The sequence below is a fragment of the Mesorhizobium sp. AA23 genome (assembly GCF_001672435.1).
Classification (GTDB): domain Bacteria; phylum Pseudomonadota; class Alphaproteobacteria; order Rhizobiales; family Rhizobiaceae; genus Mesorhizobium.
Window position 1 is genome coordinate 331,225 of the sequence record NZ_LYTP01000012.1, and the last position, 12,732, is coordinate 343,956.

General features: G+C 63.6%; 11 protein-coding genes. 4 read left to right on the forward strand and 7 right to left on the reverse strand.

The annotated features are described in order from the left end of the window. Positions 1-6 precede the first annotated feature (6 nt). The 7 genes from A9K66_RS12275 to A9K66_RS12305 form a co-directional block, all read right to left on the reverse strand. Positions 7-2,562 (reverse strand): PAS domain-containing sensor histidine kinase, encoded by a 2,556-nt coding sequence (locus tag A9K66_RS12275; protein WP_067324664.1) that lies wholly within the window; start codon positions 2,560-2,562, stop codon positions 7-9. A 188-nt stretch (positions 2,563-2,750) separates the two neighbouring features. After that, the gene (gene ahcY, locus A9K66_RS12280) at positions 2,751-4,151 is read right to left on the reverse strand and encodes an adenosylhomocysteinase (protein WP_067323865.1); all 1,401 of its coding nucleotides are present in this window, start codon (positions 4,149-4,151) and stop codon (positions 2,751-2,753) included. Positions 4,152-4,322: 171 nt separating this feature from the next. Continuing rightward, the gene (locus A9K66_RS12285; protein WP_067323867.1) at positions 4,323-4,619 is read right to left on the reverse strand and encodes an HPr family phosphocarrier protein; all 297 of its coding nucleotides are present in this window, start codon (positions 4,617-4,619) and stop codon (positions 4,323-4,325) included. Next, entirely contained in the window at positions 4,616-5,017 is a 402-nt protein-coding gene (locus tag A9K66_RS12290; protein WP_067002921.1) for a PTS sugar transporter subunit IIA, read from the reverse strand. The genes A9K66_RS12285 and A9K66_RS12290 overlap by 4 nt, the downstream gene beginning before the upstream one ends. 165 nt (positions 5,018-5,182) lie before the next feature. Continuing rightward, the gene (locus tag A9K66_RS12295) at positions 5,183-5,644 is read right to left on the reverse strand and encodes a serine kinase (RefSeq protein WP_067323869.1); all 462 of its coding nucleotides are present in this window, start codon (positions 5,642-5,644) and stop codon (positions 5,183-5,185) included. A gap of 25 nt (positions 5,645-5,669) precedes the next feature. After that, the gene (locus A9K66_RS12300; protein WP_067323871.1) at positions 5,670-7,454 is read right to left on the reverse strand and encodes a sensor histidine kinase; all 1,785 of its coding nucleotides are present in this window, start codon (positions 7,452-7,454) and stop codon (positions 5,670-5,672) included. A 116-nt stretch (positions 7,455-7,570) separates the two neighbouring features. Next, positions 7,571-8,272, reverse strand: a complete 702-nt coding sequence (locus tag A9K66_RS12305) for a response regulator transcription factor (protein WP_006201274.1) — start codon at positions 8,270-8,272, stop codon at positions 7,571-7,573. 341 nt (positions 8,273-8,613) lie between these two features. Here A9K66_RS12305 and A9K66_RS12310 point away from each other — a divergent pair, with 341 nt between their 5' ends. From A9K66_RS12310 to A9K66_RS12325, 4 genes are all read left to right on the forward strand, one after another. Next, a complete protein-coding gene (locus tag A9K66_RS12310) occupies positions 8,614-10,224 on the forward strand; it encodes a phosphoenolpyruvate carboxykinase (protein ID WP_067323873.1) in 1,611 nt (536 codons plus the stop codon). Positions 10,225-10,305: 81 nt separating this feature from the next. Continuing rightward, positions 10,306-10,743 (forward strand): alternative ribosome rescue aminoacyl-tRNA hydrolase ArfB, encoded by a 438-nt coding sequence (gene arfB / locus A9K66_RS12315; protein ID WP_067002912.1) that lies wholly within the window; start codon positions 10,306-10,308, stop codon positions 10,741-10,743. Positions 10,744-10,829: 86 nt separating this feature from the next. Next, positions 10,830-11,450 carry an alpha-ketoglutarate-dependent dioxygenase AlkB gene (locus A9K66_RS12320; protein ID WP_067324667.1) on the forward strand — a complete coding sequence of 207 codons (621 nt, stop codon included), beginning with the start codon at positions 10,830-10,832 and terminating at the stop codon, positions 11,448-11,450. 58 nt (positions 11,451-11,508) lie between these two features. Further along, positions 11,509-12,633 carry a phosphatase PAP2 family protein gene (locus A9K66_RS12325; RefSeq protein WP_067323875.1) on the forward strand — a complete coding sequence of 375 codons (1,125 nt, stop codon included), beginning with the start codon at positions 11,509-11,511 and terminating at the stop codon, positions 12,631-12,633. The last annotated feature ends 99 nt before the right edge of the window (positions 12,634-12,732 follow it).

The following is a 12,732-nucleotide window of genomic DNA, read 5'->3' on the forward strand; positions in this document are numbered from 1 at the left end:
AGCGCGTTACTCGGCCGCTTCGCGGATGCCGCCGGAGGGCGTCTCCGGGAAGGTGCAGATCACGGTCGTGCCCTTGTCCGCTCCGGTCTCTATACGCACCGTTCCGCCGTGCAATTCGACGAAGCTCTTGACGATCGACAGTCCCAACCCGGCGCCGCGTCGGCGGCCGCCATTGGCGCGCGGCTCGAAGCGTCGGAAGACCGATTCCAGCACGTCCGGCGGCATGCCCGGCCCGTCGTCATGCACCGAGAATTCGACGCCGTCTGCCATTTGACGGCAAGCGAGCGTGATCGTGCTCGCCGCTGGCGCATAATTTGCGGCATTGCTCAAGAGATTGTAGAGGATCTGGCGGACCCGGATCTCGTCGCCGTGGAAGCTCTTCGGCGCCGATGCAGCGTCGACCTTGAGCTTGATCTGATGCTCCTCCAGCCGGTCCGCGACCAGCTCGGCGGCCGCAGCGATCGTCCTGTCGATACTCATCTCGGAAATGTCGAGCTGCATGATGCCGGCATCGACCGTCGCGAGATCCAGTATGTCGTTGACGATGGTGAGCAGGACCGAGGACGACGAGCCGACATGCTCGACATATTCGCGCTGCTTCGGCGTCAGCGGTCCCGTCGTCGGCAGCGACAGCAGTTCGGTGAAGCCGATGATGTTGGTCAGCGGCGAGCGCAGTTCGTAGGAGACGTGCTGCACGAACTCGTTCTTCAACTGGTCTGACTTCTCCAGCGCCTCGTTCCTGTCCTTCAGCGCCCGCTCGACATTGACGGTGTCGGTGACGTCGACAAAGGTCATCATCACTTGCCCATTGGGCAGGTGGATCACGGCATAGCTCAGCACCGTGCCGTTGACGAGTTCCGCCTGGCCGTGGCGGTCGCGGCGTTCGTCGTCGAAGCCGGTGATGGCGGCGACGAAGCCGCCCCACGGACTGTCGGCCGCGCGTTGATCGCAAAGGTCGCGGATCGCCGAGACATGCACGTTAGCCTTGATCGCATCCGGCGCCAGCCCCCACAGCGCGATAAAGGCGGGGTTGGACAGGCGCAGCCGTCCGTCCGGGCCGAACACCGCCACGCCCTCCGCCAGATTGTCCAGCGTCTCGCCTTGCACACGCACGGCGGTCTGGTAGCGGCTTTCGAGGTCCATCTTCTCGGTCAGATTCTCGAACACCCAGGTGACGCCGCCCTTGGGCTGCGGGTTGGCCACCACGCGGATCGTCTTGCCGTCCGGCAGGTGCCACCAATGCTCCTGCGATTCGACGGCGCGATAGGCGCCGAGCAGGTTCTCTTTCCAGCGCCGCCATTCCGGCTGTTCGGCGATCTTGCCTTCGCTGCGCAGCCGGTCGAGCAGCAGCGCGTTGGAGGGGGCGCTGTGCAGAAAGCCGCCGTCCAGGCCCCACAGTTTCTGGAATGCCTGGTTGAAAAAGCGCAGGTTTTCGTCGGTATCGAAGATCGCCACCGCCGTGTTGAGCTGGTCGAGCGTGTCGGCATGGCTGCGCACGGTGCGCTCATATTCGGCGCGGATCGTCTCGATCGCGCTGATGTCGCAGGCGAGCCCCGCCGAGCCGTCGGCGCTCGCAAAGTCGGTGACCGAAAACATGTGGCGATCACCCTCGATGACCGTCGACAATGTCTGCTCGAAGACGGGGCGCGACTTGTGCTGTTCGGCAATCTGCTCGCGCGCCTGTCCGCCGAGGAACTCCTTGGCTTCGCGCACGGCGGCCTCCGCGCTTTCCGCTTCGACCGCCTCGGCATAGGCGCGGTTGACCCATTTCAGCCGCCCGTCGGCCGCCCGCAGCCATGTCGGCATCTTCAGCGCGTCGAGCAAGCCGAGCATGGTATCGTAGTCGGCGCTGAGCCGCTGATTCTCGACCTTCAGCCGGGCCTGGCTGCGCAGCGTTTCCGACAGCGATATGAAGCGGACCAAGACATGCGCGGCGCTCTTGCGGCCATGCACCTCCAGCGGCATGCCCGCTTGCGTTTCGATGACGAGATCGAAAGTTTTCGCTTGGTCGCGCAGCGCCGCTATGGCGTTCTCGAGCGCCGCGGCGGAGCGCGGCATCAGCCAGCGGCCGAAAGCGAGGAAGGCGGACCGCTCGTCCGGTGCGCCGCTTTCGAGCGGCAGGCTGCCGATCAGCTCCGGTTTCTTGATCTCGGAACTCCACACGACGACGCGCTGGTCGCGCAAATTGAGCAGCGCCTCGGAGCGCTGCAGGGCCGCGTTGACGTCGGCGATTCGCGCCCTGAGCTGGACATTTTGCGACGCCGTCCGTGCCCGCTCGCGGATCAGGAAGATGGCCGAGACAAGGGCTGCCCCCATGACGCCGGCAAACATCGCAAGTTGCATCACCTCGACCGTGCTGACCGCCGCGGCCACGCCGGTATCGGCATGCGCCGCAATGCTAAGCAATGGGGCGGCAGACATGGCGGTGGCAAGGAGCGTGCCGAGACGGGCGCCGGCACGCCATGAGAGAGCTCCGCCCGCCGCGGCGGAGCCGGTCGTGATCGAATCCTCGTGGCCGCCGGAAACGGCCTTTCCCGCGCGTGGCGGGTTATCCCCCGGCATGTCTTGGTCCTCTTCGCCGCTTGAATGCAAGACCGCCCTGAATGCGTCCCCGGCCCAACTGTCCCCGGACCGCGAATCACAACAATAACGCCTGCCGGAATCGGCGTGAAGAATCACAGGTGCAAAAAATGAAGCCGGGCAGAAAGTCAACACCCGGCTTCAATATGTTGTAGATATTTTCGTTTTGGTTAATAGCGGTAGTGATCAGGCTTGAACGGGCCCTGCGGCGTCACGCCGATATAGGCCGCCTGCTCGGAAGAGAGCTCGGTGAGGCGCGCGCCAAGCTTGTCGAGATGCAGCCGCGCCACCTTCTCATCGAGGTGCTTGGGCAGCACATAGACCTGGTTCTGGTACTGGCCGTGCTTGGTGAAGAGCTCGATCTGAGCCAGCACCTGGTTGGTGAACGAAGCCGACATGACGAAGCTCGGATGGCCCGTGGCGTTGCCCAGGTTGAGCAGGCGGCCTTCGGACAGAAGGATCATCCGCTTGCCATCCGGGAAGGTGATCATGTCCACCTGCGGCTTGACGTTGGTCCATTTCAGGTTGCGCAGAGACGCCACCTGGATCTCGTTGTCGAAGTGGCCGATGTTGCCGACAATCACCATGTCCTTCATCGCCCGCATATGGTCGAGCGTGACGACGTCCTTGTTGCCGGTGGTGGTGATGACGATGTCGGCGGTGGGGGCTGCGTCTTCCAGCGTGACCACTTCGTAGCCGTCCATCGCCGCCTGCAGCGCGCAGATCGGGTCGACCTCGGTCACCTTGACGCGAGCGCCGGCGCCGCGCAGCGAGGCCGAAGAGCCTTTGCCGACGTCGCCATAGCCGCAGACCACGGCGACCTTGCCGGCCATCATCGTGTCGGTGCCGCGGCGGATACCGTCGACCAGCGATTCCTTGCAGCCGTATTTATTGTCGAACTTCGACTTGGTGACGGAGTCGTTGACGTTGATCGCCGGGAAGGGCAGCAGGCCTTTCTTCTGCAGCTGGTAGAGGCGGTTGACGCCGGTGGTCGTCTCCTCTGTGACGCCGCGTATCGCTTCCTTCTGCTTGGCGAAGAAGCCCGGCGAAGCCTTCATGCGCTTCTTGATCTGGGCGAACAGGATCTCTTCCTCTTCGCTGCCCGGATTGGACAGCACGTCCTCACCCGCCTCGGCGCGCGCGCCGAGCAGGATGTACATGGTGGCGTCGCCGCCGTCGTCGAGGATCATGTTGGACGTGCCGCCGTCGGCCCACTGGAAGATCCGGTCGGTGTAATCCCAGTAGTCCTCCAGCGACTCGCCCTTGATGGCGAAGACCGGAATGCCGGCCTCGGCGATCGCCGCGGCGGCGTGATCCTGGGTGGAGAAGATGTTGCAGGAGGCCCAGCGTATATCGGCGCCCAGCGCTCTCAGCGTCTCGATCAGCACCGCGGTCTGGATCGTCATATGCAGCGAGCCGGTGATGCGCGCGCCCTTGAGCGGCTTCTTGTCGCCGAATTCCTCGCGGCAGGCCATCAGGCCCGGCATTTCGGTTTCGGCGATCTCGATCTCCTTGCGGCCCCAGCCGGCAAGCGAAATGTCGGCGACCACATAGTCCTTGCTACCCGTCATGGCAGTGCTCCGGTGTGATTGTCTTCAAAAGCGCGCCGGCGCCGGGACGGCGCATGGAGGGCGCGGATTGCCGGCCTGACTAGCAGATCGGCTGCCAAACGACAATGGGATATAAAGAAATCTTTATTCGTGCATGTCTTTCGAGACAATGCGAGCAGCGATCGGCGGCCTTCAGATTTCCTCGCCGAAGCGCGAGGCGACCAATTGCTCCAGCGCGTCCATGGCCGGACCGGCTTGCGGACCGGTGGCGGTGACGCGGATCGAGTAGCCGGGGCTTGCCGCCAGCATCATCAGGCCCATGATCGAGGTGCCGCCGACCTTCACGCCGTCCTTCTCGACATGGATGGTTGCGTCGAAGCCGCTGGCGACCTGGACGAACTTGGCCGAGGCGCGGGCATGCAGGCCGCGCTGGTTGACGATCGGGAACTCACGCACAACCTCGTCTTTTTCCGGCGCATGGGCGTTCATTTGCTGCTCAGAAGCTGGCTGGCGACGTTGATGTACTTGCGCCCTGCGGCCTGCGCCTCGTCGAGCGCGGCGGCCATGTTGTCGCCCTTGCGGACCGAGGAGAGCTTGATCAGCATCGGCAGGTTCATGCCGGCGATGACCTCGGTGCGGCCCGATTCCATCACCGAGATGGCGAGGTTGGAAGGCGTGCCGCCGAACATGTCGGTGAGCACGATGACGCCGGCCCCGGTGTCGACGCGTGCCACCGCGTCGACGATGTCGGCCCGGCGTTTCTCCATGTCGTCGTCGGCGCCGATCGCGACCGTTTCGAAATTGTCCTGTGGCCCCACCACGTGTTCGACGGCATGCCGGAACTCGGTGGCGAGTTGACCGTGCGTCACGAGCACGAGTCCGATCATTCTTTGGTGGCTCCCGTCATCGCCGCTTTACTGGCGTATTTTATGTTCGCCAACCATTCCAGGCGGCGGGAGCGCTATCTTGTCGACGCACGGCCGGTTGACAAGCCCAAAATTGCGACGGCCCGGTCCATTTTGACGCATTGCAGCAAAAAATCCGGACCCGGATCATGAAAAAGGCGCTATCGACAGCCGCGCCATCACGGCCGGCACGCCTGTGACAACATTGCGCTCCGCAAGATCGATGCGCGGCACCAGGCAGCCCGCGACCGGCTCGCTGATTTCTTCCTGGAAGCGGGCCATTTCCTCTTTCGGCACCAGCCGGACGTGCAGGTCGATCACGCCGCCCGGCTCGAACGGCAGCGGGCTCGGAATGAAGCCGGGCACTTCGGCGAGACCGGCGATGGTGGCCGGCGCCCGGCAGACCAGCCGCCCGTGACGCGGGGCGGCAAGCAGCCTGTCGTCGCCGATCAGTCGCGAAAACAGCCCGCGCACCCGGCAATGATCGATGAGCGTCAGCGCCAGCGTGGTCTTGCCGGCGCCGGACGGCCCGGTGATGAGGACGCCGCGATCGCCGATCAGGATCGCCGTTGCGTGGATATTTTCGGGCTTCACGGCAAGTTCGGACATGATCGTTTCTGTCTGGGAACGGAGATCAGCCTTCGGCCGGCAGGGTCACCACGAAGCGCGCGCCCTTGATCTCGCCCGGCTTGGTGCCGGGGATGTTTTCCGCCGTCAGCGTGCCGCCATGCGCTTCGACGATCTGGCGGCTGATCGACAGGCCCAGGCCGGAGTTCTGGCCGAAGGCCTCACCGGCGGGCCGGTCGGTATAGAAGCGCTCGAAGATGCGATCGATCTTTTCGGCTCTGATGCCCGGACCGTTGTCGTCGACGGTGACGATGTTGAACTTGCCGGCGCGCGCCAGCGAGATGGTGATATGGCCGTGTTCCTCGGGAACGAAGGAACGCGCGTTCTCGATCAGGTTGGTGATGACCTGGCCGATCCTCAGATCATGGCCGACGACGACATAGCCTTTGACGCCCTGCGGCAGCTTGGCGACCTTGAGCTCGATCTCGACCGACTTCTTGTTGCGCGTCGTCTCGCGCGAGACCGCGACAAGATCGGTGATGAACTTCTTCAGGTCGACCGTCGAGGCATCCTCGCGCGCCAATTCGGCATCGAGCCGCGAGGCATCGGAAATGTCGGTGATCAGCCGGTCGAGCCGCTTCACGTCGTGCTGGATGATTTCCATCAAACGCTCGCGTGAGGTGTCGTTCTTGGCCAGAGGCAGCGTTTCGACCGCGCTGCGCAGCGAGGTCAGCGGATTCTTGAGCTCGTGCGAGACATCGGCAGCGAAGCTTTCGATCGCCTCGATGCGCGCATAGAGCGCGTTTGTCATGTCGCGCACCGCGATCGACAGATTGCCGATCTCGTCCTGACGGTCGGAGAAGTCAGGGATCTCCTCGCGGTTCTTGACGCCGCGCCGCACCCGTACGGCAGCAGCCGACAGCCGCCGCAGCGGATTGGCGATCGTGGAGGCCAACAGCAGCGAGAGGATGGCCGTGACGAGCGCCGCGATGCCGAACACGCGCAGGATCGCCTTGCGTTCGGCCGCGACGATCTTGTCGATGTCGCCGCCTTCGGTGGACAGCATCAAGACCCCGAGCACGGCGCGGAAGCGCTGGATCGGCACCGCTACCGAGACGATCTGTTCGCCCTGCTCGCTTACCCGCACGATGGTCGAGGGACTGCCGGTCAGCGCCTTGACCACTTCGGGGAAGGCCGCGCCATTGCCGCCGGGCTGTTCGTGATAGACGGGCAGGTCCTTGTTGCGGAAGAAGTCGAAGACGAATTTCTCGACGCGCTCCAAAAGGCCGGGCTGCTCGTCGTCGACAGGCGGGAGGTCGTAGCGCAGGATCTGGCCGCGCGAATAGAGATGCCGCGAATCGAGCAGCAGGTTCGCGTCGCGGTCGTAGATGCGGGCGCGCGTGCGGGTCGGCGAGATCAGCCGCCGCAGCACCGGCGCCACGCGCTCGGGATTGATCGGGAAGTCGAGATTGTCGAGCTGGTCGGAGCCTGGCCCCAGGCTTTCGCCGGCCTGCAGCTCGAGCAGCTTTTCCGGATCGATGCTGATCGAGTCGGTCTCGACCGTCGCCGAGGCCGCGATGGCGCCGGCGATGATCTCGCCTTGCGTCATCAGGCTTTCGACGCGGGCGTCGATCAGCCCGTCGCGGAAGGTGTTGAGGTAGAGGATGCCCGTGACCAGCACGGCAAGGCCGGCCAGGTTGAGAAACAGGATGCGCCGCGTCAGGCTGGAGAAGATGTGGTGGCCGAGGAAGCGGCGCATCGGCACCGTGATCTTCGACAGGAATGCAGGCACGATACGCGACGGGCGCTTCGCCGCGCCCGCCCGCCTGCCTCGCTCTGCGTCCACTGCCATCAACTAGCAGTCCCTGTCCGGTGAATGGTGCATGGCGGATGGAAAAATGGGGCGCTTAGATAGAGCCCAGTGGGCCGCTCGCACCATCCACCATTCACCATTGACTATTCACTATATCAAGCTTCCCGAAACCGGTACCCGACTCCGTAAAGGGTTTCGATCATCTCGAAGTCGTCATCGACGGCCTTGAACTTCTTGCGCAGCCGCTTGATGTGGCTGTCGATGGTGCGGTCGTCGACATAGACCTGCTCATCATAGGCCGAGTCCATCAGCGCATCACGGCTTTTTACCACGCCGGGGCGCTGCGCAAGCGAATGCAGGATCAGGAACTCGGTTACCGTCAGCGTCACCGGCTCGCCCTTCCAGGTGCAGGTGTGCCGCTCCTGGTCCATCACCAGTTGGCCGCGCTCGAGCGAGCGCGCCTGCTGGCTGGGCGCCTTGGCGGCCGCCTCGCGGGCGCTGGTGCGGCGCAGCACCGCGCGCACCCGCTCGACAAGCAAGCGCTGCGAGAACGGTTTGCGGATGAAGTCGTCGGCCCCCATCTTGAGGCCGAACAATTCGTCGATCTCGTCGTCCTTCGACGTCAGGAAGATCACCGGCAAGTCGGATTTTTGCCGCATCCGGCGCAACAGCTCCATGCCGTCCATGCGCGGCATCTTGATGTCGAGGATGGCGAGATTGGGCGGCCGCGCCGCCAGGCCTTCGAGTGCCGACGCGCCGTCGGTGTAGGTTTCGACGCGGTAGCCCTCGGATTCGAGCGCGATCGACACCGAAGTCAAAATATTTCGGTCGTCGTCGACAAGCGCGATTGTTGCCATTTCAAGCGGCTCCCTCATGAGCTGTCCCTTCTGTCGTCGAGAAAGGGCTTTTGCAGGACAAATTGGGTACAAAATGTGGCACGGGCCTTGTCCGAAGTCACGGGCGGCCTGCCGCTACACACGATCGCACCCATAACCGGATTGGACGAACGAAGCCTGCCAATCCTTTGGGCAACCTCTGTGATTTTTTGCACATATAAACGATTTAAACAACTTTCAAAATTTTTAAATCGATTAATGATTTGATATCATTCGCCTTTTCTGGTTCTGACCCTAATTAGTCCCTTGCGCGTTCCGGCAATGACCGGTCAGACGCGGCCAAAATCCGGAGAGGAAATTTGATGTCGGAAGCCGGCAAACGCAACCCCGACTGCGCCATTGACGCGATCGGCCTGAAGACCACGGGCACGGTGCGATATAATTTCGGCGCTGCCGAGCTCTATGAGGAAGCGATCCGCCGCGGCGAGGCGAAATTGACCGCGCAGGGCGCGCTGGTTGCCGAGACCGGCCAGCACACCGGACGCTCGCCGAAGGACAAGTTCGTCGTGCGTGACGACAGCACCGCCCCGCATGTCTGGTGGGAAAACAACAAGGCGATCTCGCCGGCGCAGTTCGAGACGCTCCTCGCCGATTTCCGCGCCCATGCTGCGGCCAAGGATCTCTATGTGCAGGATCTCGTCGGCGGCGCCGACGCCGAGTTCCAGCTGCCGGTTCGCGTCGTGACGGAATTCGCCTGGCACTCGCTGTTCATCCGCAATCTCCTGATCCGCCCGCAAGCCGCCGAGCTCGACCGCTTCGTGCCGCAGATGACGATCATCGACCTGCCGTCCTTCCGCGCCGACCCGGCCCGCCACGGCACCCGCGCGGCGACGGTTATCGCGGTCGACCTCACCCGCAAGATCGTGCTGATCGGCGGCACGTCCTATGCCGGCGAGATGAAGAAATCGGTGTTCACCGTGCTGAACTACCTGCTGCCGCAAAAAGGCGTCATGCCGATGCATTGCTCGGCCAACGAAGGACCCGCCGGCGACGCGGCCGTCTTCTTCGGCCTTTCCGGCACAGGCAAGACGACACTGTCGGCCGATCCATCGCGCACGCTGATCGGCGACGACGAGCACGGCTGGGGGCCGCACGGCATCTTCAACTTCGAAGGTGGCTGCTACGCCAAGACGATCAGGCTTTCGGCCGAGGCGGAGCCCGAGATATTCGCCACCACGCAGCGCTTCGGCACGGTGCTGGAGAATGTGATTCTCGACGCTGCGCGCGCGCCGGATTTCGACGACGGCCGCCTCACCGAGAACACGCGCTGCGCCTATCCGCTGGACTACATTCCCAATGCCTCGCGGACCGGCCGCGCCGGCCATCCGAAGAACATCATCATGCTGACGGCCGACGCCTTCGGCGTCATGCCGCCGATCGCCCGGCTGACGCCGGCGCAGGCGATGTATCACTTCCTCTCCGGCTATACCGCCAAGGTCGCCGGAACCGAAAAGGGCATAACTGAACCCGAGGCGACCTTCTCGACCTGCTTCGGCGCGCCCTTCATGCCGCGCCATCCGTCAGAATACGGCAATCTGCTGCGCGAGCTGATCGCCGGCCATGGCGTCGATTGCTGGCTGGTCAACACCGGCTGGACCGGCGGCGCCTATGGCACCGGGCGTCGCATGCCGATCAAGGTGACGCGCGCCCTGCTCGGCGCGGCGCTCGACGGCTCGCTCAATGCCGCCGAATTCCGCACCGATGCCAATTTCGGCTTCGAGGTGCCGGTGGCGGTGCCGGGCGTCGACGGCGCCATTCTCGATCCGCGCTCGACCTGGGCCGACAAGGCGGCCTATGACAGGCAGGCCTCCAAGCTGGTCAACATGTTCGCCGCCAACTTCGAGAAATTCGAAACACATGTCGACGCGGCCATCCGCGGCGCGGCACCGCGCCTGCAGGAGGCGGCGGAATAGCTGCCGCTCCAACATCTTCCTCCAGGGCCCGGCTTTGGCCGGGCCTTTTCTTTTTCCCGCCGCCGCGCCATGACTGTGCGCATGAATGCCGACGACAGGATCATCATCGCCAGTGATGCGGTCATCCATCCGGATGACCTGCACGAGGACTTCATCCGCTCTTCCGGCCCGGGCGGCCAGAACGTCAACAAGGTGGCGACCGCCGTCCAGCTGCGCTTCGACGCCGCCAATGCGCCGGGCCTGTCGGAGCGGGTGCGGGAGCGCGCCATCAAGCTCGCCGGCCAGCGCGCAACCAAGGATGGCGTCATCGTCATCGAGGCCGGGCGCTTCCGCACTCAGGAACAGAATCGCGCCGACGCGCGAGCCAGGTTGACGGCACTGGTCGCCAAGGCGGCCGAGCCGCCGCCGCCGCCGCGCAAGAAGACGAAGCCTTCGAAGGGCGCCGTCGAGCGGCGCCTCAAGACCAAGGCCGGGCGCTCGACGGTGAAGAAGCTGCGCGGCCGGGTCGAAAGCGACTAGGGGCCGAGATCCGACGACGGCCGCTTTCGGGTCGCGAAGCCGTTCTGCCGGTGGCATGCTCGGACGGACTGATCGGATCGAATCCCATGCTCGTTCTGCCCAAGGGCGTTCGCCATATGCCGGGCTATCTGTCGCGCACGGAGCAGGAAGCGCTGGTCGAGGAGATCAGGCGCGTCGTGCAGGCGGCGCCGCTTTACGTGCCTGCCATGCCGCGCACCGGCAAGGAGATGAGCGTGCGCATGACCAATTGCGGGACGCTCGGTTGGGTGACCGACCGCGAGCGCGGCTATCGCTACCAGCCGATGCACCCGGTGACAGGCGAGCCCTGGCCGCCGATCCCCGAAGCCCTGATAAAAGTGTGGTGCGAGGTGTCGGCCTATTCGCACGCGCCGGAAGCCTGCCTCGTCAATTTCTATTCGAGCGAGGCCAAGATGGGTCTGCACCAGGACCGCGACGAGCAGGATTTCGCAGCACCCGTCGTTTCGGTGTCGCTCGGCGACGACTGCCTGTTTCGGGTCGGTCACACCACGCGCGAAGGCGGCACCAAGTCGTTCAGGCTGAAGAGCGGCGATGTCGTCGTGCTTGGCGGGGAGGGACGCCTCTGTTTCCACGGCGTTGACCGCATCTACCCAGCGACCTCGGCGCTGTTGAGGAGTGGCGGCCGTATCAATCTGACGCTGCGGCGGGTAACGGTGCCCGCAAGCTAACGAAATCTAGAAGTTTTCCTCATAAAGACGGGCAGCTATTGCAGCTTGGGGCTCGGCAATGACGCAAAGCTATTCGGTCCTCCGCGGCCTGTGGGCAATCGTCACGGAGGCAGCCCAACTCGTTCGGAGGGATTCGGGCCTCTATCTGGCCATCGTCATTTATGTTTTGGCCGGGCTGATCTTTCTGAACGCGATTGGCGCGGCCGACCGCCTCGCGTTCTCGATATATTTCGGGTCCTGGATCTCCCTCAACGGCTTCGCACTGCCCACAATAGCAATCCTTGCCGACGCAATTCTCATTATGCATCGCTTCAATTCCCGGCGACGTTTGGTTGCGAAAAGAGTGTTTTCGACCGGGCGGTTGGCATATTCGCTATCGGGATTGTGCCTTCTGATGGCGCTCATGATCTTTCAGGGCAATTTCACTTCCGTGAAAAACGGAATGTCGGCCTGGCAAGGCGGTTTTCAATTCGATGTCCTGCACGCGGACATCGACGCTTTCCTCCATTTGGGCGCCGATCCGTGGCGCTGGCTCTACTCCGTGGCCGAAAGTGATCTGGTGCGCGCCATAATAGAATGGAACTACAACGTCTTCTGGTTTCTGCTGAATTTCGTCGGCTTGTTCTTCGTCGCCACATCGCCCATGGTGGCATCGGTCCGAACGCGCTATCTCGCCTGCTTTATGGCAGTCTGGATTCTGGTCGGGAACATCCTGGCGGCGCTGTTCCTCTCGGCGGGTCCGGCATTTTACGGCGCGGTCACGGGAGACACGGCGCGATTTGGTGAACAGCTTGCATTCCTGGCCCGCGGGGCTGGGTCAAGCAACTCCGCGGCCGCCTACCAGCAGTATCTATGGTCGCTGTATGAGGCCAAGCAGACCGGTTTTGCCACGGGTATCTCGGCGTTTCCCAGCGTTCACGTCGGCCTTGCAATGCTCAATGCATTGTTCGTGCGCGAATACAGCCGCCTCCTCGGCGCCTTCGCTCTGCTCTACGTGGCCTTTGTTGCTGTCAGCTCGGTCTATCTGGCATGGCACTATGCAATAGACAGCTATGTCGCCGTCATCGTCGTGTCTGTGATTTACATCGTCGCTCGCAAGCTGATCCCCGCGGACCGTCGCCTCGTGCCGAACATGCCGATCGGAGCCGTCAACCGTCCCGTGGCCGCCGCTACGGTCTGCTGAGACCCGGCTCCTTATCGAAGCTGCCGCCGACTAAGAACAAAGACTAATTTGAAAGCGCGTCGCCTGAATCGACGCCAGGGCCATGCGCTTTAGGCGCCG

What these genes read in the sequence shown, in the direction of transcription:
- A9K66_RS12275 (WP_067324664.1), bottom strand. Translation starts at nt 2,562, where the DNA reads ATGCCGGGGGATAACCCGCCACGCGCGGGAAAGGCCGTTTCCGGCGGC.
- ahcY (WP_067323865.1), bottom strand. Translation starts at nt 4,151, where the DNA reads ATGACGGGTAGCAAGGACTATGTGGTCGCCGACATTTCGCTTGCCGGC.
- A9K66_RS12285 (WP_067323867.1), bottom strand. Translation starts at nt 4,619, where the DNA reads ATGAACGCCCATGCGCCGGAAAAAGACGAGGTTGTGCGTGAGTTCCCG.
- A9K66_RS12290 (WP_067002921.1), bottom strand. Translation starts at nt 5,017, where the DNA reads ATGATCGGACTCGTGCTCGTGACGCACGGTCAACTCGCCACCGAGTTC.
- A9K66_RS12295 (WP_067323869.1), bottom strand. Translation starts at nt 5,644, where the DNA reads ATGTCCGAACTTGCCGTGAAGCCCGAAAATATCCACGCAACGGCGATC.
- A9K66_RS12300 (WP_067323871.1), bottom strand. Translation starts at nt 7,454, where the DNA reads ATGGCAGTGGACGCAGAGCGAGGCAGGCGGGCGGGCGCGGCGAAGCGC.
- A9K66_RS12305 (WP_006201274.1), bottom strand. Translation starts at nt 8,272, where the DNA reads ATGGCAACAATCGCGCTTGTCGACGACGACCGAAATATTTTGACTTCG.
- A9K66_RS12310 (WP_067323873.1), top strand. Translation starts at nt 8,614, where the DNA reads ATGTCGGAAGCCGGCAAACGCAACCCCGACTGCGCCATTGACGCGATC.
- arfB (WP_067002912.1), top strand. Translation starts at nt 10,306, where the DNA reads ATGAATGCCGACGACAGGATCATCATCGCCAGTGATGCGGTCATCCAT.
- A9K66_RS12320 (WP_067324667.1), top strand. Translation starts at nt 10,830, where the DNA reads ATGCTCGTTCTGCCCAAGGGCGTTCGCCATATGCCGGGCTATCTGTCG.
- A9K66_RS12325 (WP_067323875.1), top strand. Translation starts at nt 11,509, where the DNA reads ATGACGCAAAGCTATTCGGTCCTCCGCGGCCTGTGGGCAATCGTCACG.